This is a genomic window from Frigoribacterium sp. UYMn621, from assembly GCF_040549525.1.
GTDB lineage: Bacteria > Actinomycetota > Actinomycetes > Actinomycetales > Microbacteriaceae > Lacisediminihabitans.
Map to the genome: position 1 here is coordinate 1 of NZ_JBEPTM010000013.1, position 24,916 is coordinate 24,916.

Annotated in this window: 23 protein-coding genes; 10 read left to right on the forward strand and 13 right to left on the reverse strand. The window is 64.0% G+C overall.

Annotated features, from left to right (window positions below; all coding sequences use genetic code 11):
• Positions 1 to 112 precede the first annotated feature (112 nt).
• The 4 genes from ABIB54_RS15415 to ABIB54_RS15430 are packed head-to-tail and all read left to right on the forward strand — an operon-like array spanning position 113 to position 5,808.
• A complete protein-coding gene (locus ABIB54_RS15415; protein WP_354576401.1) occupies positions 113 to 874 on the forward strand; it encodes a TnsA-like heteromeric transposase endonuclease subunit in 762 nt (253 codons plus the stop codon).
• Complete coding sequence (locus tag ABIB54_RS15420; RefSeq protein ID WP_354576402.1) at positions 858 to 2,750, forward strand: TnsB C-terminal domain-containing protein; 1,893 nt, start codon at positions 858 to 860, stop codon at positions 2,748 to 2,750. Before ABIB54_RS15415 ends, ABIB54_RS15420 begins: the two co-directional genes overlap by 17 nt.
• A 3-nt stretch (positions 2,751 to 2,753) precedes the next feature.
• Entirely contained in the window at positions 2,754 to 3,836 is a 1,083-nt protein-coding gene (locus ABIB54_RS15425; RefSeq protein ID WP_354576403.1) for a TniB family NTP-binding protein, read from the forward strand.
• 10 nt (positions 3,837 to 3,846) lie between these two features.
• On the forward strand, positions 3,847 to 5,808 hold the full coding sequence (locus ABIB54_RS15430) for a zinc-ribbon domain-containing protein (protein ID WP_354576404.1): 1,962 nt from the start codon (positions 3,847 to 3,849) through the stop codon (positions 5,806 to 5,808).
• Positions 5,809 to 6,465: 657 nt separating this feature from the next.
• Here ABIB54_RS15430 and ABIB54_RS15435 read toward each other — a convergent pair.
• Genes ABIB54_RS15435 through speB form a run of 4 tightly spaced genes read right to left on the reverse strand, consistent with a single transcriptional unit; the run spans position 6,466 to position 10,567 of the window.
• On the reverse strand, positions 6,466 to 7,908 hold the full coding sequence (locus ABIB54_RS15435) for a purine-cytosine permease family protein (protein WP_354576406.1): 1,443 nt from the start codon (positions 7,906 to 7,908) through the stop codon (positions 6,466 to 6,468).
• A 15-nt stretch (positions 7,909 to 7,923) separates the two neighbouring features.
• Positions 7,924 to 8,202, reverse strand: a complete 279-nt coding sequence (locus tag ABIB54_RS15440) for a cupin domain-containing protein (protein ID WP_354576407.1) — start codon at positions 8,200 to 8,202, stop codon at positions 7,924 to 7,926.
• Complete coding sequence (locus ABIB54_RS15445) at positions 8,202 to 9,617, reverse strand: amidase (protein WP_354576408.1); 1,416 nt, start codon at positions 9,615 to 9,617, stop codon at positions 8,202 to 8,204. The genes ABIB54_RS15440 and ABIB54_RS15445 overlap by 1 nt, the downstream gene beginning before the upstream one ends.
• A 14-nt stretch (positions 9,618 to 9,631) precedes the next feature.
• On the reverse strand, positions 9,632 to 10,567 hold the full coding sequence (gene speB / locus ABIB54_RS15450; protein WP_354576409.1) for an agmatinase: 936 nt from the start codon (positions 10,565 to 10,567) through the stop codon (positions 9,632 to 9,634).
• Positions 10,568 to 10,706: 139 nt separating this feature from the next.
• Here speB and ABIB54_RS15455 point away from each other — a divergent pair, with 139 nt between their 5' ends.
• A complete protein-coding gene (locus ABIB54_RS15455) occupies positions 10,707 to 11,291 on the forward strand; it encodes a helix-turn-helix domain-containing protein (protein ID WP_354576410.1) in 585 nt (194 codons plus the stop codon).
• 288 nt (positions 11,292 to 11,579) lie between these two features.
• Here the strand turns inward: ABIB54_RS15455 and ABIB54_RS15460 are convergent, their stop codons facing one another.
• Genes ABIB54_RS15460 through ABIB54_RS15475 form a run of 4 tightly spaced genes read right to left on the reverse strand, consistent with a single transcriptional unit; the run spans position 11,580 to position 16,631 of the window.
• Positions 11,580 to 12,422 carry a DUF6671 family protein gene (locus ABIB54_RS15460; protein WP_354576411.1) on the reverse strand — a complete coding sequence of 281 codons (843 nt, stop codon included), beginning with the start codon at positions 12,420 to 12,422 and terminating at the stop codon, positions 11,580 to 11,582.
• The gene (locus ABIB54_RS15465; RefSeq protein ID WP_354576412.1) at positions 12,419 to 12,736 is read right to left on the reverse strand and encodes a DUF190 domain-containing protein; all 318 of its coding nucleotides are present in this window, start codon (positions 12,734 to 12,736) and stop codon (positions 12,419 to 12,421) included. The genes ABIB54_RS15460 and ABIB54_RS15465 overlap by 4 nt, the downstream gene beginning before the upstream one ends.
• Positions 12,733 to 15,180: a DUF2309 domain-containing protein gene (locus ABIB54_RS15470; protein WP_354576413.1), complete on the reverse strand. Its 2,448-nt coding sequence runs from the start codon at positions 15,178 to 15,180 to the stop codon at positions 12,733 to 12,735. The genes ABIB54_RS15465 and ABIB54_RS15470 overlap by 4 nt, the downstream gene beginning before the upstream one ends.
• Positions 15,177 to 16,631: a proton-conducting transporter transmembrane domain-containing protein gene (locus tag ABIB54_RS15475; RefSeq protein ID WP_354576414.1), complete on the reverse strand. Its 1,455-nt coding sequence runs from the start codon at positions 16,629 to 16,631 to the stop codon at positions 15,177 to 15,179. The genes ABIB54_RS15470 and ABIB54_RS15475 overlap by 4 nt, the downstream gene beginning before the upstream one ends.
• Before the next feature lie 105 nt (positions 16,632 to 16,736).
• On the opposite strand from ABIB54_RS15475, the gene ABIB54_RS15480 reads away from it, so the two are divergent.
• The 3 genes from ABIB54_RS15480 (at position 16,737) to ABIB54_RS15490 (ending at position 20,002) form a co-directional block, all read left to right on the forward strand.
• Entirely contained in the window at positions 16,737 to 17,039 is a 303-nt protein-coding gene (locus ABIB54_RS15480) for a helix-turn-helix transcriptional regulator (RefSeq protein ID WP_354576415.1), read from the forward strand.
• Between the two features lie 96 nt (positions 17,040 to 17,135).
• On the forward strand, positions 17,136 to 18,416 hold the full coding sequence (locus ABIB54_RS15485; protein WP_354576416.1) for an ArgE/DapE family deacylase: 1,281 nt from the start codon (positions 17,136 to 17,138) through the stop codon (positions 18,414 to 18,416).
• Positions 18,417 to 18,490: 74 nt separating this feature from the next.
• Positions 18,491 to 20,002 (forward strand): CYTH and CHAD domain-containing protein, encoded by a 1,512-nt coding sequence (locus ABIB54_RS15490; RefSeq protein ID WP_354576417.1) that lies wholly within the window; start codon positions 18,491 to 18,493, stop codon positions 20,000 to 20,002.
• Positions 20,003 to 20,098: 96 nt separating this feature from the next.
• Here the strand turns inward: ABIB54_RS15490 and ABIB54_RS15495 are convergent, their stop codons facing one another.
• Positions 20,099 to 20,917, reverse strand: a complete 819-nt coding sequence (locus ABIB54_RS15495) for a bacteriorhodopsin (RefSeq protein WP_354576418.1) — start codon at positions 20,915 to 20,917, stop codon at positions 20,099 to 20,101.
• Between the two features lie 150 nt (positions 20,918 to 21,067).
• On the opposite strand from ABIB54_RS15495, the gene ABIB54_RS15500 reads away from it, so the two are divergent.
• Positions 21,068 to 21,586, forward strand: a complete 519-nt coding sequence (locus ABIB54_RS15500; RefSeq protein WP_354576419.1) for a MarR family winged helix-turn-helix transcriptional regulator — start codon at positions 21,068 to 21,070, stop codon at positions 21,584 to 21,586.
• Between the two features lie 307 nt (positions 21,587 to 21,893).
• Here ABIB54_RS15500 and ABIB54_RS15505 read toward each other — a convergent pair whose 3' ends face one another.
• Together ABIB54_RS15505 and ABIB54_RS15510 are read right to left on the reverse strand one after the other, a co-directional pair.
• Complete coding sequence (locus tag ABIB54_RS15505) at positions 21,894 to 22,649, reverse strand: GAF and ANTAR domain-containing protein (RefSeq protein ID WP_354576420.1); 756 nt, start codon at positions 22,647 to 22,649, stop codon at positions 21,894 to 21,896.
• Between the two features lie 45 nt (positions 22,650 to 22,694).
• Positions 22,695 to 23,396 carry a GAF and ANTAR domain-containing protein gene (locus tag ABIB54_RS15510; RefSeq protein WP_354576421.1) on the reverse strand — a complete coding sequence of 234 codons (702 nt, stop codon included), beginning with the start codon at positions 23,394 to 23,396 and terminating at the stop codon, positions 22,695 to 22,697.
• A gap of 201 nt (positions 23,397 to 23,597) precedes the next feature.
• Between ABIB54_RS15510 and ABIB54_RS15515 the strand changes: the two genes are divergently transcribed.
• Complete coding sequence (locus ABIB54_RS15515) at positions 23,598 to 24,146, forward strand: GAF domain-containing protein (RefSeq protein ID WP_354576422.1); 549 nt, start codon at positions 23,598 to 23,600, stop codon at positions 24,144 to 24,146.
• Between the two features lie 9 nt (positions 24,147 to 24,155).
• Here the strand turns inward: ABIB54_RS15515 and ABIB54_RS15520 are convergent, their stop codons facing one another.
• Positions 24,156 to 24,494: a hypothetical protein gene (locus tag ABIB54_RS15520; protein WP_354576423.1), complete on the reverse strand. Its 339-nt coding sequence runs from the start codon at positions 24,492 to 24,494 to the stop codon at positions 24,156 to 24,158.
• Positions 24,495 to 24,642: 148 nt separating this feature from the next.
• Positions 24,643 to 24,912 (reverse strand): carbon storage regulator CsrA, encoded by a 270-nt coding sequence (gene csrA, locus ABIB54_RS15525; protein WP_354576424.1) that lies wholly within the window; start codon positions 24,910 to 24,912, stop codon positions 24,643 to 24,645.
• Between the last annotated feature and the right edge of the window lie 4 nt (positions 24,913 to 24,916).

Here is a 24,916-nt window from a genome sequence, read left to right on the forward strand (position 1 = left end):
CGGAACTCGAGTGGGTAGGGCTTGGGCATGGTGACATCCTTCCAGCGGAGACGAATCTCCACAGGTCAGGAGTCAACCAAACCGGGGGCAGTCCCCAACAACTCTCGAAGCAGTGCCCGCCACCGCTATCTCCGACGATGTCCTCGTCAATCCCAGGCAGCTTGCAACCCTGACCTGGATCGACGCGCGCGGCACACAACGGTCCGAGATTGCCGACCCCGGGCTGCTGCGCCACGCTCTCGTCGAAGCCATCCCTATCCGGACAAGCAATTCGCACACCAACTCGACGAGCTACCGCGGGCACGCATTGTTCTCACAAACCGGACAGCAATTGTGGACCGAATCCCGGTTCGAGTGGTTCGCCCTGATGTGGCTGGACATGTTCCACGACATCGACTCCGTCGCCGTGCAGCCGATGCGCATCGACTTTGGTGACGGCACCCACCACTTCCCCGACGTCATCGCCCTACACTCCGATTCCCGCCAGGTGATCTACGACATCAAACCCGCAGCGACCATCACTCCGAAAGCAGCTGAGCAGTTTCGAAAGACCCGCGACGTGTGCGCCTCCGTCGGATGGGGGTACGAGGTCTTCAGCGGCCTGCCGCCGATAGTCACCCGGAACGTCAAGTTCCTGTGGAACTTCCGCGGTCCCGACCACAAACCGAGCGACGCTGTCGCCCGGCGAATCATCGAGCTTCTCGACACCCCGCGGACCATCTCCAGCGTGGTGATGGAGAGCGGCCTCCTCCTTCCGGTCGTGAACACCGGCATTTTCCACATGGTGTGGAAGCGACAGCTTCAGGCTGACCTATCCACCCGATTCGGTTATTCAACCCTCATTGAAAGGAACTCCAATGTCCGAGACGCTTGATCTCCACAACACCATCCAGCTCGACGACGGACCCTACCAATTCCTCGAACGAACCGGCCAGCTCCTCCGCTTCCGCCACCTGGTCGACGGCACAATCCTCGACATCACCGCCACGCAAATCGCGAACCGGAGGGTCGGAACCGCCACCCCCCTGCCCGTCTCCGGGCTGACGTACGACCGGCTCACCCGGGCCCAGCAGGCACCGGTCGACATCTGGAGGGTCCACCTGACTGAGCTCACCACCGGGCTGCATCCCGCGTTCAAGAACCCGAGACCCCAATACGCCCTGGACCGGCCGATGGGAGACCGGGTCGCCTCGAAGGTCGAAGAACTCGTCGCGATGAAGATAAAGGCATCGCAGGCGACCATCTACCGGAAACTCCGCCGGTACGCCGAGGACGGCCCCGAAGGAATAGTCGACGGTCGGGTCAAGCGCACCTACACGCTCTTCGCGCAGGTCAGTGAGGAAGTCATGGCTTCCATCAATTACGTCCTGAAGCAGAACACACACCAGTCGACCGGCACCATTTCCAGAACCATCGCGAACGTCAAAGCCGAAATCGAGCGGTCCTACGGCAAGGACACACCGATACCGACCGACCCGAGCTTCTACCGCTACATCCGCCTTCAGGACAAGGGGATGACGAAGTCCACGGCCCGGCAGCGGGAAACGGCGGCCCTCCGCCAGGATACGACCTACCGCCAGAACATTCGAGCGACCCCGGGCGAGGAAGTGCAAATCGACACCAACACCCTCGACCTGGATGTCTTCATCGGCACTGATGAGAAGGGCAAACCGAAGTACCGGCGAGTGCTCCTGTCCCTGATGATGGACGTCACCACGCGCAGCATCATCGGCTTCACCTTCCGCCTCACCGGGACCAAAGGTGTTGACCAGACCAGTCTGCTCATCCAGTCGATGACACCGCGTGAGAACCGCCCCGACCGGGACCAAGTTCGCCAGCTCGTCATCGAGGACTACCCCGAGCACAGCTTCCTGACCGCAGAGGAACGGGCCACGCACGAGGCAGCCATGCCGTTCATCAAGGCCAAGCGCATAATGACCGACAACGGTGCCGACTACCGGAGCAACGTGTTCCTCAGCGCTGCCAAGCAGATGGGGGTCGACCTCACCCACGCAAACCCGCACCGGCCCACCCAGAAACCACACGTCGAGCGAGTGTTCAGGGCCATCAACACCGGGTGGACACAGCACCTGCCCGGCTACGTCGGCGGCAGCCCCGACATGAGAGGCGACGCCATACACTCCGGTCACATCCTCACGCTAGATGCGGTGTTCGAGCTTTTTGACGACTGGGTCATCAGCCAGTACCAGAACAGACCCCATAAGGGCCTCCTCGACCGGGAGGACCCGACCATCGAACTGTCGCCGAACCAGAAGTATCACGCCACCAGTGACGTGAACATGAACATCTACGTCCCCCTCACCTGGGAAAAGTACATCGCGTTCCTCCCGTCCGAATACCGTCGAATCAGCCGGAAAGGCATCGAACTCAACGGCTTTGTCTACGACTCGCCCGAACTGCATTTCCTGCGAGAGACCCGCTCAGACATCCACACGCACGACGGCAAGTGGGAAATCAAAGTCGCCCCCTACAACGCGTCCCAAGTCTGGGTCAGCCATCCCGACGGGTGGATTCATGCTCCGCGGAGGCTGTGGCGTGACCCATTCGCACCGCACTTCGACGACCCCACCGTCGACATGGACGAGCGAGCCAAAATCGCCACCGAACAGTCCCGCCGGCAGGGCGTCGACCTCCACCAGGTCGCGGAAGACACCTTCTCCTACACCCCGCCCGTCCCCGACACCGCCGACACCGCCATCCCGACCGCATTCAACCCCGAGGAAGACTGACCCATGAAACTCCTGTTCGACACCACCGAAGCCCAGGACCATCTCGACACCAACCCGCGCACCCGAGAAGGTTTGGCCCGCATGGCGGAATCGGCCTCACACACCTTCAGCTCCCTCACGGAGCCCGAGCACCAAGCGCTGGCGGACAACGAGCGCATCGACTACGACACGGAGCGCATCGACTTCATCTCCGGACGGATGCTCCTCAGCACGCCCCACCTGCTGGAGGCGAAGCTCCGCCTCCAGGAGTGCTTCGCCCAAAACTCGTTCCGGAAGTCCGGACACGTCGGCCTGATGCTCGACGGGGACTCCACCCTCGGCAAGACGACGATTCTGGAAGCTCTCATGGAGTACGTCTACCACCGGTTCGCCGCCCAAGTACCTGAGCACAAGACGCTCGGGTACATCCCCATTGTGTTCGTCGAGGTGCCGGCCGGTTCGCGCGGGAAGTCCCTGATGACCGCGTTCGCCGACTTTCTCGGCCTGCCGGTGTCGCCGCGCGAAACCATGAACAGCATTCGCAAGCGCGTAGCTCAAGCGATGCGCCAAGCAAACACGAAGCTCGTCGTCATCGACGAACTGCACAACCTCTCCGGCCGGTCCGCCAGCAACGGAGAGTCAGTCGACATCCTCAAGGAACTCCACAACGAAGTCCACGCCACCTTCGTATACGCCGGCATCAACCTCACAAGCGGAGAACTGCTGAGCGGTCCGCGCGGCCAACAGCTGAGCGCCCGCTTCTCCCTCCTCGGCATGCGCCACTACAGCCTCAGCCACCCCGAGGACAAGGTCGCGTGGAAGCGACTGGTCACCGCATACCTGGGGGAACTCCCGCTCCGCCACCAGGACGTGAAGACTCTCATCGGCGACAGCGACTACCTCCTCGCTCGCACCGGCGGCTCGATCGGAAGCCTGGGGCGGCTCCTCGGAGGCGCTGCCATCGCGCTCATTCTGGACCCGGCCGAAACCACGGAGAACATCACCCGGGCCCAGCTTGCAAAGCGCACACTCGACCTCGCTGCCGAGACGTCCTTCGACGCAATTCGCAAAACCAAGGTCGGAGCGAAGTTCAATGACGAAGACTGACTCACCAATCATGACCCTCCTCTCAACGCGCTGCCCTCGGCTGCTGCCGTTCTCGGTTCGACCCCGCTACCGGGAAACGCCCGACAGTTACAGTCGCCGCATCATGCAGGCGAACATGCTGGGCCTGGACCACCTCCGCGCTTTGACGAAAGCCCACGCATCCGCGGCATTAGCCGCAGGGAATCTCCTCGTTGCCTGGTTCTCGCTCCTCGGCGCGCTCACCGGGCGGTTGCTGGACCGTCTGAACCCCGACGCGCACGGCTGGCTCACCCACCCGGATGGCACCTCCTGCGAGCACTGCGCCGAGCTCCTCACCGAACGGTGGATGTGCACACTGTGCGCACACGGAGAGCACATCCAACAGCACGCGCACTTCGACGCGCCCGTCTGCATTCACCACCAGCGGTGGATTGGCCTATCCGACCTACCCGGCCAGCAGCACCCGGTCGACCAGAATATGGTCCGGGCCGCCATCACCTTCAACAAGCTGCGACGCTCCGGCCGCCTCGACGTTCGACTCTTCCTCTTACTCACCACAGCCGTCTCCCGCAACGATGACGGTCACCCGTCAGCGGCCACGTTCCCACTGGTCGTGAGCATCGCCCGCCTCATCACCCGGCGTGACTTCCAGACCCGTCTCTTCGACCCCGCCCGCACCTTCGCCGCATCGTTCACATTCCTCACCAAGGCGATGCAGGGGCCGATTGACGACACCATCCTGGCGAGCAAGGTGGCCCGAGCGCTCTGGCTGTACGCCCGCCCCACCTTCCACGCCCTGAGCCGAGACGCCGAAAAATCGGAGCCGACGGCGCATTGGCCACACGACTGGACCGTCGACTCCACCATCATCCAGACGTACCGGTCAACGACCGACGCGCTGCAGCCACTCCACAAATACCTTGCCGTCGCCACCTTCACCGGACAGCAAGCCGCGCGATTCGGCCTCCCAGAACAAGGTGACCGCAAGACCACCCGAGCACCCGGGTCGACGAAGGTCTACGCCACGCACCTCTGCCCGTTCGGCCACGAATACACCGCGCGGATACTCAAAGGCACCAACGTGATTGACCAGAAAATTCCCGCCTGCCAATACTGCACCGGGCGAGAAATCCAGCCGGGAGTGAACGACCTCGCCTCCCGTGCCCCGAAAATCGGCGCGGAACTCGCCATCAAGGAAAACGGCGGAACCCGGCCGGAGAACATCGCCGTCAGCGACCGACGCGACTATTTCTGGCAGTGTCCCGTCGACTCACGACACGTCTACCCCGCATCGCCATCGAACAGGGTCCACGCCAAATCAACCTGCCCTATCTGCCTCAACCGGCTGATTTTGCCCGGCATCAACGACGTCGCGACCACCCACCCGGCGACAACAGCCGATTGGGACCCCGCCGCGCTGGAACAGGACCCACCCACAAAGTTCTCCGCCGGGAGCAAGAAGTGGATACCGTTCCTCTGCCCGAACGGACACCACATAACGATGGCCATCGTCGACCGCGTGACCGCAGGCAAATGCCCAGACTGCATCAAGCTCGACACCCGCAGCAGCCGCGACGGACTTCCCATCACACACCCCGACATCGCCGAACAGTGGCACCCGACCCTCAACGGAGACAACCTTCCCGGCGACTTCACCCACGGCTCCCGCTTCTCAGTCTGGTGGGACTGCCCGAACGGCCATCCCTACCAGCAAAGAATCGAGAGGAAAGTCAACGGGTACGGATGCCCCATCTGCACCAGACGCACATTCCGCTCCGGCGGCAACGACATCGCCACACTCCACCCGACACTCGCCCCCGAATTCCACCCCTACATGAACGGCGTGCGAACCGCGGCCGAAACGAAGGCCGGCGTCGGTCGATACTGGTGGCGATGCGGGAACAACCACAAGACGCAGCAGTCAATCGTTCACCGCTACGAGTCCAAGGGCTGCACCGAATGCCCACCGGCAGGGCGGCTCCTAGCCGAGTAACCCAAGTAAAGGCGAGCATCGAGACCCCTCAGTGCTCGCCTTTTCTTATGCCCTAGGCTGGGGGAAATTCTCACATTGCCTGCGAAAATCGGATCGATCGCCGGCCCGATCCGCCCCGGAACTCTCGCTCTCACAAATGGGTGAAATTCTCATTTGGCCTGATAAAGCACACCGTTTGTCAGTTCTCAAGCAAATCGAGACTTGTCTCAAGCAGATCGAGACCGACGGCAGCCCCATCCTGTGCGAACCTGCCGAACGAATCGCTCACAATATTGCCCGGTAGACCCGCAAGCGTGTCGGCCCAAATACGGCTGTACCGTCAGGGCGGCACGCGATAGTTTCGGGCGGCTGAGGCGTGGTCCAGCTACTCTCCAACCAGAATGCAAGTTACGTAAAGAATCTGATCGGCCCCGACGCGGTCTCCGAGTCGAATCGGGCGTGTGCTTGCCGCGCGAAAACGGGTACTGCGGCGATCCACAACCGTGAGTGGCTCATTCCTGTCGCCGAGCTGCTCCGGCACGTAGCGTTTCGGCGCGACTCACCGGCGAGGGCAGTATCCACATTTCGAAGGGTCGGCTTTCGCGACAGTGCTCGCCCGCTTTTTCGCGGGCGAGCACTGTCGCTGCAAAACGTTGTTACGACCCTCCGCCGCCAGCTTCAGTCCGCGTCGACGCCTTCGAGCTCAAGCTGGCTCGCCCGTCGGGCCTCCTCTTCCGCCGCAGTGTCGAGTCCACGGGAAAACAGGAAATACAGGCCTCCTGCGAGGACAAGGCCGACCAGGAACGAGAAGTCGGCCCCGCCCACGCTTTCAGCAATCGGACCAGTGAACAAGCCGGGGAGCGAAAAAAACGGAATCATCGCAACGAAACCGATGCTGTAGGCGAGAAGTCCCCGCCACGACCATCGGCCGTAAATGCCCTTGGGGTTGAAGATCTCGGTGATTGCGTATTTTCCGTGTCGTACAGCGTAGAAGTCGACCAGGTTGACCGCTGTCCAAGGGACGAGAAAATACAGCATGAGCAGCACGAAGTTATTGAAGCTGCCCAGGTAGTTATCCGGTATCAGAAGTGCCACGATCACGACCACCACTCCCACGGCCACCAAGCCGATCACCCGCGTTCGCACGGTCGTTTTCACCTTGCGGAAGGCGTCGATCCCACTCACTCCGGTGAGCATTGCCCCGTAGGCGTTTACCCCCATGATCGAGATGAGTGCCAGGGCAGATATCAGGATCACAATCGTGCCAAATCCGGGAAACAGCTGATCGCCTACTTGCTTGATGGAGGCGATCGCGTCGACCTTCGGTATCCGGCTGGCGAGCAAAGAACCAAGGCCCATCAGCCAGACAGCCGAGCCGGCTGCACCGAGATAGGTGAAGAAAATGAGCTTGGGTGCCGATGACTTTGCGGGCAGGTAGCGCGAGTAGTCCGAGACGTAGACCGCGTAGCTGATGTTGTATCCAGCGGCGAGCGAGAACTGAATGAGGAAGGCGGTTAGGTCCCATCCTCCGGCATGGGCCGGTGTCGGCGCAGGAAGCGTGGTGAATGCCAACACAGTGGTGATTGCGAACGCTGCGATAAGCAAGTAGGTCAGCCACCGCTGAACGAAGTGCAGTAGATCGTGCCCCACCACAGCGATGATGATCGACAGTGCGGTCAGGAGCGGGTACCAGAACCACTTCACTTCGGGAAGTATGAGCCCGATGCCTTGGGTGGCCAGAATCACATCGAACACCATGAAGCCGATGTAGACGAAAACCGTGGCGAGGAACGGAACGATCACCCCACGGCTTCCGAACTGAGCTCGGGATTGGATCATCTGAGGCAGTCCCATTCGAGGCCCTTGGTTGGCATGGAACGCCATGAAGAAGGTGCCGAAGCAGGCGCCGAGCACTACGGCAAGGAATGAGAATCCGGCCGAGAGCCCGAGCTGGGGGCCGAGAAATCCGATGACCATGGTCGGCAGCACGAAGTTGCCGGTGAACCAGAAGGGCGCCTGGTGCCACAATTTCCCTCGTCGCTCCGACCAGGGAACATAGTCGATCGAGTGCTGTTCGATGATGGGTCCGGCGGTCGTGCCGGACGGTGGGGAACTGGACATGATCTGCTCCTTTACTTACTGGGTGAACTCAATCTCGATGAAGGAATACGGGGTGGAACCATTGACGAGTTCGTGCTCCGCACCGGCCTCGCGCCTGTACGTGGCGCCGGTGGTGGTGCGCTGAGGGGTCACCTGTTCGCTCGTTACCACGTCGAAGACACCGTCGCTCAGTGGCACTACGAGGTAGGGATGCTCGTGGCGATGCCAAGGAATCCGGCATCCGGGGTCCATGTCATACCGAGTCACACGGATTCCTTCTTCGTCGCTCTGCAGTGTCGCTCGTGCGTCGGTCATCAGAACTCCTCATAGCCCGGGGCGGTGCACGGCCAGGGGAAGGCCAGCTCCCAGAGTGCGGCGAGCTCGAGAAGGGCCCGGTCCGTCCACCGCGGCATTGTCACTTGCAGACCGAACGGCATACCGTCGGGAAGTAGCCCGGCGGGGAGCGAGATCGCGGGAAGCCCGGTGACGTTCTGGATCGCTGTTGAATACACCTCGGCCCCGAGCAGGCCCGACGAATGATCATTGTGCCGACCGTCAGGCATCCACCCGCTGGCGGCCACCGTCGGCGTGACCAGCGCTGCGTCAGTGCCGAGCAACTCGTCCAAGCACCTGACCGCGGCGAAACGTCGTCGTCGTGCAGCGAGGTACTCCTCCGCCGTCACGTCGAGGCCGTTCGTCAAAAACTCGAGCGTGCTCGGGGACAGGATCCCGCCGTCACGTTCGATACGCTCGCGACCGAACACCGAGGCGTGCTCTGCGGCGGCGATGACGAACCAGTCTTCGTCTGGGCTCCACCCCGGAAAGAAGAAGCCGGGTTCGCGCAGTTCGGTCGCGGCTCCCAGCACCCCAGCGAGTCGTCCGGCTGCTTCGTGGAACGCGTTCGAAACTTCGGCGGATAGAGGCCCGAGTTCATCGGTTCGTTCGGCGATGATCAGCCGAGTCGGCAGCTGTGAATTGGGCAGCGGCACCGGCAGGGCGACCGGGTCTCCCGCCACCGGCCCCGCGGTGATGTCGAGCAGGATGCGCAGATTGTCGACCGAGGTCGCCATCAGTCCGTCTGTCGAAAAGTCGATCCAGTCGGGTGCAACCCGCCGACCAATTGTTCCGTTCGTCGGTTTCAGACCGACGAGTCCGCAGAATGCGGCCGGTATACGCACCGAGCCGCCTCCGTCGGTTCCGGTTGCTATGGGTGCTATCCCGGCGGCGAGGGCCGCTGCCGAACCGCCGCTGGATCCGCCGGGAGAGCGCCTCAGGTTCCACGGATTGTATGTAGGGCCGAAGACGAGGTTGTCTGTGAACCCCTCGATGCAGAACTCAGGCACGTTCGTCTTGCCGACCACGATCGCGCCCGCTGCCTTCAGGCGACCGACGACGAGTCCGTCGATCGTCGCCGGGGCGGCCTCGGCGAACCACCGCGAACCATGGGTCGTTCGAAGTCCCTGCACATCGTCGTTGTCTTTCGCCAGCAGGGGCAGACCCGCGAGCGGCCCTGGGTCATCTCCGCGAGCGACCGCCGCGTCGATCGCATCGGCCTCCGCGAGCGCCTCATCCGGCCTCTCTGCCACGACCGCTCCGAGCTCACGGTGCAGTTCCATGCGCTCAATGGAGCGCTCCACCAGCGCTCGCGCCGTGATTCGTCCGCTTCGCACTGCGGCCGCGAGCCGACGGAGCTGGCCGGCAGGGGGAATGATGGAGGACATCGTCGTCATGGATCGGGACACCCCTATTCGAAGGGCACCATGGAAGTGATCAATTCGTACGCCACGTGCGCCGCGGCAATCCCGGTGAGCTGGGCATGGTCATAGGCGGGCGAGACCTCGACGATGTCGGCACCGACGATCCGATGCACCCGCAGGGCACGAAGGAACTCGAGTAACTCGCGACTGGTCAGTCCGCCCGCCTCCGGGGTGCCTGTGCCGGGAGCGTGGGCCGGGTCGAGAACGTCGATATCGACCGAGACGTAAACGGGCGCATCTCCCAGCCGTGCATGCATGCGTGCGATCGCGGAAGCCAGCCCTGCGCGTTCGACCTCGTGCGCGCCGATGATCGCGAAGCCGAGCCTAGAGTCGTCTTCGAGATCTTTGCGACCGTAGAGCGGTCCACGGATTCCCACATGCAGACTCGCGGTGCGGTCGATCAGGCCCTCTTCGGAAGCGCGGCGGAACGGAGTGCCGTGGGTGATCGGCGCACCGAAGTAGGTGTCCCAAGTATCGAGATGGGCGTCGAAGTGCACGACTGCGACCGGCCCGTGCTTCTTGACGACGCTGCGGAGCAGTGGCAGAGCGATGGTGTGATCTCCGCCGATCGTCATCAGACGCGTACCGTCGGCGCCGAGTTCGTCGGCGCGTGCTTCGATTTCGCGGACCGCCTCGTCGATACTGAACGGATTCGCCGCGATATCGCCGGCGTCGGCGACCTGCAAGTCTGCGAATGGCGAGACTTGGGCGACCTGATTGTATGGCCGCAATAGCCGGGATGACTCGCGCACATGATTCGGGCCGAAGCGCGCACCTGGCCGGTAGCTCACCCCACTATCGAAGGGAACACCGACGACAACGATGTCAGCATGAGCAACTTCGTCGAGTCGGGGAAGCAACGCGAAGGTAGCGTTTCCTGCCCACCGTGGCGTCTTACTCGAATCTCGTGGCCCGACTGCCATGGCCTGCCTCCTGGTGCTCGTCGGCTGCGTACTGAGGACTTTAGACCCGAAGTTCCGTATAGGGCAACCTTTGTTGCATGGAGGGCCAACGGTTGAACTCCGGGCCCCGTTTTCTCAGCAGACTCTAGAATCAGGCTTCATGCGCTCCGTGAATCCGTCACCCCAATCGGCGCCGATCTTGATTGGCGCCAAACTGCGTGCGACGCGCCTCGCGCAGGGGCTGACGATCGCAAAGCTCGCCGAGGCCACAGATTTGACCAAGGGCTTCATCAGTCGCATCGAGAGGGACGAGAACTCCCCGAGTGTCGCAACCCTGGTGAACATTTGCCAGGTATTGTCCCTGCCTTTGGGATCGCTCTTCGCGGCTCCCGACCACGAGGTCATCCATCTAGAAGATGCACCCCGGATCAACTTCGGCGGGTCGCTCGCGTTCGAACGCCTTCTAACCCCTCGGAGCGAGTCCACGGTACAGATGTTGCGTTCGGTGCTGGAACCAGGCGCCTCTGGCGGTGACGACTTTTACACGATCAATTGCGAACGGGAAGTACTGCACATCATTTCTGGGGGACTCACCCTGATGTACCCGCAGCAGTCGATCATCCTGAGGGAGGGTGACACGGTGACTTTGGCTGGGCGGGAGCCACACACATGGCGAAATGACAGCGGCGCGCAGAGTGAGGTCTTGTGGGCGATCGTTCCCGCGGCCTGGAGCGGTTCCGCGTGAGTCTCGTTACCAATCAACGACCGACACATACGCCAACGGAGGCGGCGCACGCCAGGGACTGCTGACGATTCAGTTAAAAACTCGACATGCCCATGCTTCGGCGACTCACAATGAGGTGTGGATCGGGGTCTCTCCGTGGGGCTCATCCATTGCAAGACCCTTCCCCGCCGAGTTCCCGTCGTGCGCGTTCACGAACAGAATTCGCGCCTCGGGGCTGATCCACTCGTTCGGAACAATCGGCGATTGCTGCGGGAACTCGATGAGGGAGTCGTTCTCTGCGGGGCCGGGTTAGGGGTTGCAGTAGTCGCACCATGCAGGTTCTGCGCGGAGGTGCGTTCGCGGAATTCGAGTTCGGTGGGAGCATGCGCCGCATCCGTGGAGGTCGGCGGCGATGGCCTGGGTCGCCGCGCCACAGTCCGAGCAGGGCAGACCGGGTTCCACGTCGACTCTCCCGAACCCGGGGGTATGGCAGTTGGGGCATTCGGTGGCGAGGCGTTTGGCCATCTGATTGCAGAGGGCACGGATGGTGTCGGCTCGGGAGGGCGAGCGGTGAGCCCGGTAGTCGGGCAGCACGATCACGGCCGATTCGCCCGCAAGCAGTGCTTCGGCTGTTGCCTGGAGCTCGTCGAGTTGGGTGAAGTTCTTGTGGACGATCGTGTGCCCGTCCTGCGCGCCGTGCAGGATGACCCCTTGGGCGGGGAAGCCCAGAGCTTCGGCAAACTCGCGCGCTCCTCCGGGAGTGGTGATGGTGCATCCCCCGGGGAGGGGGGATGTGGTGAGGGTTCCTTCGATGAGATCCAGTCCGAGGTCATCATCGATGAACAGCACAATCTCCCTCTGTTCGACCAGTGGTCCGAAGCGTGCGTCGAAGCTTCCCTCGGAAGCAAGCCCGCATGTTGTCTCGGCGATCTGCATGCCGAGGCGCGCTTTTGCGCGGGCGGCGTCTCGCGGGGTGAGGATGCGGGGGATATCGCCGGCGAAGGTGCCGAACTGGTCCGTATCGAGACCTGGTGCGGCGGCGACGGTTGCACCGAGAATGCGCCGGAATGCTCCGCGGGCAAGCTGTTCCTTGCCGTGCATGGTCGCGAAGGTGATGTGGCGGCCCGTGTAGTGGGTCAGGGCTCGGCTCATTGAAAGTATTCGGGCCGTGAGACGTAGGTGTCGGCGACGAACATCACTCCGCTGGAGGTGCCGAGAAGTTCGCGAATAGCGTCGATCAACTCGGTGGCCTTGTCGGGGGGTAGCACGGTGATGATCATGGTGAGGGTGTCGTACTCGTTGAACAGCAGCGCGCCGGAGTGCTGGCCGTGATGGCCGATGCCAGACACTCCCGAGACTGCCGTGTAGCCGGTGGCGCCGGAGCTGGTGATCAGTTCGCGGATGTCGGGCGCTTCGCGGGCGGGGACGACCACTTCCAGTCGGGTCATCAGTGTCATGTTGTTCATGTTGCTTGTCCTTTCATCGGTGCAGTGGTCGGTTCCCAGCCAGAGGAGGTGTAGCGGTGCCAGGGGGAATGGGCGTGGGCGCGAGCGGTGAGGGTGATCCAGTCGTTGTCGAGCAGGTGTCTGAGTACTTGGTTGCGGGAGATGATGTCGCCGACCCGCTCGAGGGGGGCTTGGATGATGACCGTCAATCGCATCGGTTCATGGAAGAGCTTCCTGCCGAGACCGACGGACTGCCACGGTAGTCCGCGGCGAAGGTCTCCGGCGTGGCCGGCGAGCACTCCGATGGTGCCGACGGCGTTGTGGATCGTCTTTGTTCCAGCACCGAGGGTGTCCGGGTTGAGGGCGGAAAAGTAGTACTGGTGGTTGATCCACTGCGCGACCACGAGGGGGGCGGTCATGATCGTCTCCAGCGCGGTTCCGTCGAGGTCGAGGGTGGGGTCGTAGGAATGCAGGAAAACGCGACGGCTGAGGTCGACACCGCGGGTGAGAGTGCGAGGGCCGATGATCATGGCGGCGTTTCCGGCGAGCCCGAGCTCGGGGTAGACCTCCGCCCAGTCATCCGCCCTGGCCTGCAGGCGCGATACTGACTGCCGTCTAGTGGCTCCCGGGAGATCTTCCGCGCGCTCGTGCAGCAGTCCCGTCCCGGCCGCACGATGCAGGCCCTCAAACTCGGCAATCAGACCGCGGTGGCTGTCGGGGATGAGGTGACGGTCGAGCACGGTGAGGGTGTCGCGGGTGGTGTTGTGGTCGGCCGCGACAAACACCGTCCCGTCCGGGATGGTGATTCCGCGGAGGAGAAGCATCGCCCGCACCCCGGCGTCGTTGAAGATCGCCGCCGCAGCGCGGGCGTTCGCTGTTCCGGGGTTGCCTCCGCACGCACCGCAGTCCAGGGCGGACTGATAGAGGTTGTTGGCGGATTCCGAGAAGTGCCCTGCCAGCACCACCAGCGGTGCGAAGTCGGAGAGGCCCATCATTCTCAGCGCGGTCTCGGCGATCCCGGCCCGCTCTTCGAGCGTGAACGAGTCCGCCATCGTCACAGAACCACGCAGAGGATCAGGGCGGGCGAGGGTGCGGCGCAGGCGCCGGTAGAGCGTGGGGGTGAAGGTGCGCAGGACGCTGGTGGCGCCGTAGAACCAGCCGGTGGTCTCCGCGAACGCGAAGGGGGTTCCGGTGCTGGAGTCCGCCGTATGGGCCGCTTGACGCACGGCGTCTCGGGCGCGACCGCGCGCGAGATGCGCCTCAGCCTGACGGGGCAGGGCCGGCCGTTCGGTGAGGCTGTGCCGCGGCGTGAGCAGGGCCGGGAGAGAGTCGATGCTTCCCCGCGCGCCGTAGCGGACGAAGCGAACCGGCACTCCGAAGAACCCGGCGAAACCGAGAGTCTCCACCGCTTCCGAGGTTTCCAGGTGGCGTCGCATGCCTTCTGACCGGGGGTCGATGCACATCACCACCTGAAACTGTGGCCGCGCAGTGCTCGGTGAGGCCATGGAACTCAGGGAAGGAAGGAGGCAGCCGCGGTAGTTCAGTTCGTAGGCTTTCTGCCAGGTGAACCGGTGCTCGTCTGGCCGATGGTGGGCCAGCACGGCCGCGACGGCCGCGACATCCTGACGGGTGGGCCGTTCACTGAGATAGCCGGCGAGCTCTTCGGCGCGCTGCCAGATCACGGCTCTTTGGTCCTCCAGGGGAGGGATTGGTCGCGGTGCCAGGGGGATGGTGAGGAGTGCACGCAGCACGAAACGGACGGCCAGGTACGAGGTCAGGTCGATGTCGCCGTGTTTCTCCGCACGCCACTTGATGTAGCCGACCCAGCCTGGCAGGTACTCGAGTTCTTGGGCGAGAGTGCTGCGGATCAGTTCGGGCGTGACCGCCAGTCGCTCCAGGGCCCACGCCAACGCGGCATCCGCCGACACCGGCACATCCCGAAGGGCGCGCCGTGCCGCCCGCGGCAGGGACGGGTCCCGGCCTGCCAGCCCCCGCCACGCTCCGAATAGCCCCTCCTGTTTGTGCGGCATCGGCCACAGAGGATCAGGGCTGAGATACGCAGGGAGCCATGCGGCCAGATACTCATCAAGCCACAGCGTCGACCGAGAGGCCGGCGCTGGCGCAACCGTCCCGGTCGGGCTCCCCTGCGCAGAGGTCATGTCGAGGACTGCGACCCGAACGGCCGCCACCGCCGTGCCGCCCACGCTGATCGTGGCACGAGCGAGTTCCGGCGTTCGTTCGATGATCGCCTGCTCCAGGTCGGCTTCGGTGATGCGAGCCTCCCGCAGGTCAGCCAGATACTCGCGATGTTCGCGGGTGAGCGCAACGTTTCGCGCAGTGACACGGTGAAAGGAGGCGGGTTCGTACCCCGCAAGAGGGTTCACCGCGATGAACGACTGCAGCGGCCACCCGGGCACGATGTTTTGCGCGGCTGAGGCTATTTGCGCGCGAAGGATCAGACTCATGACATGACTCCTGTGACAGTCGGCGGACGAGACACGGTCGCGGTCAGCGATCGGGCATAGAGCAGATCGCGGATGCCGCCGAGCCACCGCGTGCTGGCGAGCAACTGCAGCCCCAGCAGTGCGAGTGCGGGCAGTAGCAGCAGCCAGGCGGGGGCAGCGGAGATCGGCAACGCGGGTTGAATGGCCGAGGTGAAGGTGTGCAAGAACACCACATAACCGGCCGCGAGGAGCATGGTCGCGCCGATGCCACCCACAACGGTTCGCACTGTGAAGTTCGTCATCAGCGCGAAGGCCAGCGCGACGGAGGCCGTGAGGGATACGAATCCGAGCAACCCGAGCGTCGCCGCTGAGGTGGAGGGAAAGAGAATCAGTGTCACGGTCAGCAGCGTTGCGGTCGGCACAACGACCCCCACCACTATCGATACACCGAGAGATGCACGCGTGTGGGGTGTGACGGGTGGAAGGTCCCGGTCGATGGCGTGCTCGTTCACGCCCATCCCGGCGCCCAGAAACAATGCGGACTTGAAGAGCGAGTGAGCGATCAGGTGGAAGATCGCCGCGGCGAACAGTCCGAGGCCGCACGCCATGATCATGAATCCCATCTGCCCCATGGTCGAGAACACCAGTCGGCCCTTCACGTCCGCCCGGACCAACCGGACGGCCGCGGCATAGGTGAGTGTCGCGGCTCCTGCCAGAAACACCACCGTCATGACCGAGGCGTGCACCGCGATCACGGGAGCGAATCGGAAGAGCAGGATCGCCCCCGCGTTGACGACGCCCGCGTGCATCAGCGCGGATACGGGGGTGGGTGCCGCCAAGGTGAAAGGCAACCAGCCCTGGAACGGGACCTGGCTGGAGCGCGCCAACGCGCCCGTCACGAGCAGTGCCGCGACGATCAACTGACCCGGTAGGGGCAGGGCCGCACAGACGGCGGCCAGCTGCCCCCAGGACACGTCCCCTCCGGAGGCCGCCAGCAGCAAGATCACAGCCAGCACGAACGCAGTGTCGGCGATGATGAATCTCACCGCCGTGGACCGCACTCCTCGCCGAGCCTGAGCCAACGGCCAATACGTGCCCAGTAGCAGCAGCAGAGCGAGCCCGGCGCCGATCCACCCGACCGCGAACACCGCCACCGAGCCTGCGCACACCATCAGCACGGTGAATCCCGTCAGGAGGGTGGACGAGGCCACAAACCACAGCTGGCGAGTGTCGCCGCGAAGGTAGCGGATCGCGAAAGCCTGGATCAGGGTGCTCAGCCCGAGCACCAACGCCGACAACACCACCGCGAGACCATCCCAGTGAAGAGTCGTCTGACCTACCCCCACGGGTGCGGGAGGCGACGAGAAGACGCGAGGAATCGCAGCGACCGCGATGACGAATGCGACACCAATCATCGTCGCCACGAGGCGGGCGACGACCTCGGCCAAAACGCCCGATCGAGTGTTGTTCATACCTGCCTCTCAAAACGCGTTAATCAAAACACGAAAAATATAGCACGTATTAAATTGCCGGTATGGGGACGGGAGGGAACCGCTTTGGTGGGGGAGAATGGGCGGATGGCGCAATGGACGTTTCTGACGAATCACGCCCACGTGCTGCTGTGCGTAGCGGACAACCCGAACGCCCGACTGCGGGACGTGGCTGAACAGGTCGGCATCACCGAGCGGGCAGCGCAACGCATCGTCACCGAGCTGGAAGAGGCCGGCTACCTCGAGCGGGAACGCGATGGCCGACGCAATATCTACCGGCTCAACACGGCCATGCCGTTACGGCATCCGCTGGATCGCGACCACCGCATCGGAGAACTTCTTGCGACGTTCGCCAACTCCCCAACCCCCGCGGACAGCCCCTCGATATGACGACGGTTCCTCGTCGACAGGGGAGGCAGGACCGACCTACGTGGCGTGAGACCCTCGATGCCCCGGCGCAACGCCCGTCGCCACTAACGTGGGGGCATGGCGGAACTTTCCCAAGCTGAGGTACGAGTCCTTGAGTCCATCGATGATGAGGCTCTCGTGCGCGATCTGGTGGAGGCGATTCGTGTTCCCAGCGTGACCGGCTCCGATGCTGAGTCTGATCTCCAGCATCGAGGTGCCGAAGCGCTACGTGAGCTTGGTTTCGAGGTGGATAGCTGGAAGTTCGACCTCGATGAGTTGTTCGCGCATCCGGATTTTCCCGGTATCGAGGCAGAGCGGCACGAGGGCTACGGGGTGGTCGGCACTCTGGGCGGCTCGGCGGCGGGAAACCCGGCGTTGGTAATGCAGGGCCACGTCGATGTGGTGCCGACGGGCGACGTGGACAAGTGGATCGACCGCGATCCCTGGAGCGGCGCTGTGCGAGGCGGCGTGATCCTCGGGCGCGGTGCCTGCGACATGAAGGCTGGAGCTGCCGCCAACATGGCTGTTGCGCGAGCGCTCGCGGTGTCGGGAGTGATCCTCGAGCGGGGTTTCGGGTTGCATTCGGTCGTGAGCGAGGAAGATGGGGGGCTGGGAGCGTTCGCGACGATGCTGCGCGGCCACCGCGCGGAAGCGGCCGTGTTGTCGGAGCCCACGAGCGGTCGACTCGTCGTGGCGAACGCCGGAGCGCTCACGTTCGAGCTGAGGGTTGCGGGCCGCGCGGCGCACGGCAGCACGCGACTGGAAGGCCGGAGCGCGTTCGAGGCATTTCTGCCGGTGCATGCGGCGCTTCTCGAGCTCGAGCGAGAGCGCAATGCCGAGTCTGATCCGCTATTCACCACGACATCCCTTCCGTACCCGATCTCTGTTGGCACCGTGCGTACCGGCGACTGGGCAAGTAGCGTGCCCGACTTGCTGATCGCGCAGGGGCGTCTCGGGGTGCGTCTCGATGAAGCGCCGGCGGATGCTCGTGCGGCCTGTGAGGCAGCCATCGCTCGGGCGTCGCTGAATGATCCTTGGCTACGCGACCACCCGGTTGAGGTGAATTGGCGGGGTGGGCAATTCGCCAGCGGCCGCATCGATGGCGCTCATCCCTTTATCGATGAGGTTGCCGCGGCGATCGCTGCCGTCGAGGGGCGCGAAGCAGAACGGGCGGCCGCGCCCTACGGCAGCGACCTTCGACTGTATGCCGGCCTCGGCGGCATCCCAACCCTGCACTACGGACCCGGCGACGTGCGCTTCGCCCATGCCCCTCGCGAGCAGGTGGAGATCGAAGAGCTTCTGAGGGTGACCCGATCTCTCGCGGTCCTGGCAGCCCGCACCTGTGGAGCCCATCTCTAAGTGATGGGAGTCCCTTCCCCCATCGCCGATCCCCGATTCATCCGCCATTCACCGTCGAGACCTACACTCTCGTCATGGTGAACCCGGATTCAGCGGAGATCGAGCGCAAGTACGACGTCACGTCGTCGACCGCAGTGCCGGACCTGCCGTCGATCGACGGGGTCTCCCGGGTCGAGGGTTCCCAGGTGTTCGTCCTCGACGCCGTGTACTTCGACACCGCTGACTTCGTTCTCGCCGCGCATCACATCACCCTGCGGCGGCGCACCGGCGGGGATGACGCGGGATGGCACCTGAAGCTGCCGGTCTCGGACGACGAACGTTCCGAACTGCATGAGCCCCTCGGCACGGACCCGCAATCCGTGCCGCGCCGACTGCGAGAGCAGGTGGCCGCGCTCGTGCGTGCAGGCGAACTCTCTCCCATCGTGCACCTCAGCACCCGCCGCACCGTTCACCGGCTGCGCGGACCACACGACGAGCTTCTGGCCCTGTTCTGCGACGACGAGGTGACAACGCAACGGCTGGCCGGCGAGCCGCTCGAGCAGCACTGGCGGGAGTGGGAGCTCGAGCTCGTCGACGGGCACATCCCCCTTCTCGACGCGGCCGAACGGCTGTTCTCCGCCTCCCGCGTCTCACGCTCCGACTCCCGTTCGAAGCTCGCTCGCGCTCTGGGAGACAGCGTGCCGGAACATCCGCAACCGGCTGCGCTCGAGCGCGATACGGCGGGCGCACTGCTTGTCACTGCGCTGCGGGACTACCGAGACGAACTCGTGAGCACCGATCCCCTCGTGCGGGAGGACCGGCCGGAGGCGATCCATGACATGCGTGTCGCGACCGCGAAACTGCGCGCCGCCGTCGGCACTTTCCACAGCCTCCTCGTCGATGACGAGGCGGCCACGCTCCGAACGGAACTGGGATGGATCGGGCACATCCTGGGCGCCGCGCGCGATCTCGACGTGATCGCCGCCCGTCTCGCCGGTCGCCTGCGCACCGAGTCGGAGTCCCAGATCATCGGACCGATCGGCGAGCGGATGTCGCACCAGCTCTCAGAAGACGGCTCAGCCGCGAAGGCGGTGCTGCTCGAGTCCCTGGACTCGGCGCGCTACTTCGGTCTTCTCGACCTGATCGATGCCTTCGTCGCCGACCCGCCGCTGCGGGAGAGCGCCGCCGGTGCGGCCACCGCTGTGCTTCCCGGCATCGTCGATCACCGCATCCGCGCGCTCTTCGCGGCGATGCGCGATGCGGACGAGACGATCGATCGATCCCGTCACGACCTCGCGCTTCACGAGGTGCGGAAGGCTGCGAAGGAGGTGCGCTACGGGGCCGAGGTGCTGCTGCCGATCCGGCCGAATCGTGCGCGTCGACTCGCGAAGATCGCCAAGCTGGTGCAGGACACACTCGGCGAGCAGCACGACAGTGTGGTCGCGCGCCAGACCCTCGAGCGACTGGCTGCCGCGGCCTACCTGCTCGGAGACAACTGCTTCACCTACGGACGACTCCACCGCACCGAACAGGACCTCGGAGAAGACGCGGAGGCGCGCTACGAGAAGTTGCTGCGCCGCATCCCCAGGAGCATCCGACAGGCCTGAACGCCGTTACCCCCAACACCAACGGCGCGCTCCCTCGGTGAGGAAGCGCGCCGTCGTCCGTGCCGCTTGCAGGAGCGGCGGTGGTGAACGTGTCTGTTACTTGCGGATAACAGGCACGTCGTCGTGGGCGGACTCTATTGCCGCGAATTCAGGGTTCTCCTCGTAGGACTTCGCCTTGGCGACTCCGAAGATGATCAGGGCATAGACGGCCTTGGCGACGATGTCTGCGATCGAGTAGCCGACCTGCTTCGAGACCCAGGCATCCGCACCGCCGATGTTGAGAAGCGGGAGCAGGTACGCGATCGGGTAGACGCCCCAGCTGAGCAGGAGCAGGAAGCGCAGCCGACCGAGGGTCTTGCGGACCGAAGGCGGCTGAGTGTTGAGCGACTTGCTGAGCTGAACGAAGAGCACGTAGAGGATGTACGCGAACGGGATGGTGGAGAGCAGGCCGAAGAGGCCGCGCAGTCCGTTGTCGCCGCTGATCTCACCCGGGTAGCCGAGAGCGATCATGAGCGCCGCGGCCGGCACAAGGCGCATGAGCAGTCCGGACTGCACCTTGCGTGCGAGCGCGAGCACCGCGACAAGCTCGACGAGAAGCAGGGGGACCGTCAGCAGCCAGTCGACGTAGCGGTAGCCCTCGTTGAACGACACCCCGACCGCCTGGCTGTAGTTGCCGTTGCCTCCGACCGCCTTGGAGACGAATGCTTCCTTGAACGAGTCGAAGATGCGGAAGTAGTGATAGGCCGCGATGCCGCACACGATGATCGCAACCGTGATCGCTTGCCGGTAGCGCGGCAGAATCCGTGGAAGGGAGATCAGCAGAAACACTGCGGTAAACAACTGCGACGCGATGACGAGCGACAGGAAGTTGTAGACGGTGGCGTATTGCCCCTGCGACAGGATGTCGGGAATCACTGGGTCCTCCTTGGACGTGTGTGAAAGAGATTGAATTATCTAATTAAAACGATAAGTTAGTAAGAAAGTCAAATGGTTGACACCGGCCGAGGACCTGACTATCTTCCGCTCCCCCTAAACTGGCTTATCCGCTAAGAGACAGGAGGTCTCATGAGTACCGAGACTGGTCAGTCTCATACCCTCGACGGGTTCCCCGCCGCGGCCGTGGAATTCGTCAATGTGATGCAGCGCAACCGCGAGCGAATCGGCCAAGATGCCGGGCTTTCGCCGAGCGAACTGCGCGCCCTGTTCCGCGTGGCTGCCGAGGTCAGCGTCACGCCGAAGCAGCTTGCCGGCTATCTGGACATGACCACCGCCGCGGTCACTTTCATCTCGCGCCGGCTCGTCGAATCGGGGCTGCTGCACCGGGTCGATCACCCGAACGATCGTCGGAGCCTCTACCTCGAACTCACTCCACTCGCGCACCAGATGATGCTCGATGTGCACCGCGGATTCGTCGAGCTGCTCGAAGCCGCGACGAGTGAGCTCAGCCCGGCAGAGCTCGCGACCTTCTCGGGGACCCTGCAGTCGGTGGCACGCTCGATGGTGCGACACTCCAGCCGGTCCGACACTGCCGAGCCGCGAGAACCCCTCCGCTCGAGCGGCGCCGGTTCTCCGACCCACCTCTGAATCCACAGCGCGACCGCCGGAAGAATGAGGCCGCCTGGTGCGCCCTCTCACGGATAAGCGACAGTCCCTTGATCTGGGAAGAATTTACCTTGATAATTGAGTTGCTTAATAGTCCAACAATCGATGGTTCGCCCCGCAGCACCCAGCACGCTCCAATCAACCCGACAATCTGCCCGTCACTGGGCGCCGACGTCGACCCGAATCGAAACGGGAGGCCCCCAGTGGCGGGCACTTGCCTGTGCTGCCACTTGCCTGTGCTGCCACTTGCCGAGCGGTCACTTGCCTGTGCTGCCACTTGCCGAGCGGGTTATCGCACCGGACCCGGTTTTGCCGCAGCGGCGAGCTTGGGGATGAGGTCGAGGGTCCTGTTGGCGACCCCCTCCGCGACGACCCGCAGGCTGAGGTTGTTGTTTCGCGCATGTGCGCGAAGCAGCACGAATGCGTCCTCCATCGACAGCGCGCCGGAGTGGGACAGCGCCCCCTTGGCCTGCTCGATCAACACCCGACTGTCCAGCGCCCGCTGCAACTGTTCGGTGACCAGCTGGGACTGAGCGGCGATGCGCTCCTGGAGGATGCCGATGGTCGCGACATCCGCGAGGGCCTGCGCGACAGCGGCGTCTCGACGATTGAGAGTGCCGACGGAGGTACCGAAGAGATTCATCGTGCCGATGATCTCGCCGCGAAGCCGCATCGGCGTGGCGTGTACCGACAGGAAGCCCTGCTCGAGGGCGGCCGCCCGGAAGTCGGGCCACTCCTCTGTGGATGCCTGGATATCGGGTACGGAGACCGCGCTGCCGGTGGTGAAACAGTCAACACAGGGTCCGGCGCCGGCGGCGAGCTGCATGACCTCCACCAGGTCGGCGCGCTCGCTGGTGGACGCCACGACATGCAGTTGCCCACTGCCGTCAGCGAGCATGAGACCGCCAGCCTGCGCGTCGAGGATCTCGGTGCACTCTCTCACCAGGGTGTGAAGCAGGTCCACAACGTCGTAGTCGGCGGTGAGAGTGTCCGCGACCATAACGAAGGCCGCGTTCAGCCTTGCTTCTCTAGACATCCCGCCCATGAGTCACTCCTGTCTTCCTCATCGTATCCCGTAGTCAGTTGCTGATCAGTTGGGTAATTGGCGAAAGTCGAGAAGTCTCGCGACGACGTCGGCGGCGACATCCTCCACGGAGCGACCCGACGCGAAAGCATGGCCGCGCAACAACGAGAAGGCTGCGGGCGCGCTGATCTGCAGTTGCGCGATGATCATGCCGGTGGCCTGGTGCACCTCGCGACGCATCGTGGGCGCGCCCGCACTCTCTGGCGCATGGTCCTGTTCGGCCGAACTGATCGCCGCCTTCACCGCGGGGGTGGCAACCTGGTCGGCGAGCGAACGAGCCAGCGAGACCATCAGCCCGTCCAGCACTCCGGGAGTTGTGCGGTAGAGGTCGACAACCCCCACGGTGACCGCCCCGACCGCAATCGGAAAGGCGAAGATCGCCGCCACCCCGAGCCCTGCGGCGGCAGCGCCGAAGACCGGCCAATTCGACGTGCGCTGAAGCGAGAGATCAGGACTGAGAACAGGGTGGCCCGTCTTCATCACCTCCCACTGAGGGCCCTCCCCCAGGTCGAACTGCAGGCCCTCCAGTTGTGCCGCGACGGTGTCGCTCGAACACACGGTCATGCGTCGGGCAAGGGTGCCGATCACCGAGATCGCGACACCGCTCACCGGGAGTAGATCGACGAACGGTCGACAGAGATCGTTGCTCCGACTCCAGCGGGCGATGTCGGACAACTCTGGTTCATCGGTGGTGCCGGGGTTACCCATCCGAGGCCCTTGAACATGGTTCACAGAACATTCGGCACCGGAACAACGCGTCGACTGTGGACGCAGTCGATGCTGCGCACGTGCCTAACCGTACAACCTCGCCACCGATCGGGCGCGTTGACCGCGACTGTGCGCGACACTAGAATTCGGGTACTCGCTCTGAACCCCGGCAGTAGTCACGTGCACCTATCCGGGAGAGACATGTACAGGTCATCCGCCTCACAGGCAGACCACCGGGCCGCCTCCTCGATCAGCGAGTCCACCAGGGCGAGAAACACCCTGATCTTCGCCGCGCAATCGCGTGCGCGGCTCGACCAGTCCCTCGATGTCGTCGTGGTTGCCGCGCAACGGGTGTTGACGACCCAGACCCGACTGCGGCAGCTTCTTGCGGCGAACCGCAGCATCGCCCGCTATCGGGATCGCTCAGCGCTGCTCGGGGGCATCGTCAATTCGGCCGTCGCCCTCGTCGAGGCGGGGTCGGGTGTCCTCGACGTCTACGCCTTGGACGGACGGGCGGCGAGCCAGGTGCGATGCAAGAGCGAGGCGCAGCGGCCGACAGGGGTGCGCACCACGGAACTGCGGGTGCAACTCGACGACGAGGTGTTCGGAACCCTCTACCTCGGCAGGGACGGGCCCGACGAATTCAGCGCAGAAGACGAGCAGCTGCTGAGCTCGTTCACGGAGATGGCGGCGATCGCCATCTGGAACGCCAACAATCGCGAAGAGTCGGCTTCCCCCCTCGCCGGATAGCGGATCGGCTCAGCCGGCGAGTTCGGCGACGAGAGCGGCACCGAGGGTGGACTCGGTCTCGGGGCGGGCGACGCGGCGACCGGAGGACTGCTTGGAGTTCTCGACGGCTCCGAGCCCGAGGTCGAGTAGCTGGGACTCGGTCCAGCCGGCGGCGATCGCGGCGTGGCGGGCGGCATCCACGGCGGCGATGGTGGCCTCGAGTGCGCTGAGCCGCACGGCGAGCTGGTGAACGAGGTCCATGCGGTTGTTCATTTCGGCATCGACGATGGCCCGGGCCTGCACTGTCGAGTCGTCCGGATCGAACGTCGTGCGAGTGAGGTAGTGGACCTTCGCGTCGGGGCTCATCATGTTGCTTTCTCTCGATACACCGGGAACCCTTTCGGGTGGTAGAACAGTGGGTTCCCTCAGTACAAGATGCTGCATCCCCGGCAAGAGTCACAGTCCCCAGTAGAGGGGACACGTTTTGTACCCCAAACTGTCCCCCGAAAAAACCGGCTCAGGAGGCCTGATCTTCGGGCTTCGCGGTGCCGGCCTGCGGTGAGAGACCGAGCGCAGACTTCAACTGTTCCTCAACGGAATCGTCCGCGGCGGCCGCAGCCACGTTCGCCTCGGCGACGGCGAGCAGCACCTCTTCGCGCTGGATCTTGATGCCGCGGGGGGCATCTATGCCGATGCGGATGCCGTCACCGCGCACGTCGAGGATGGTGATGGTGATGTCGTCACCGATCACGATCTTCTCGCCCGCCTTACGGGTCAACACCAGCATCGTC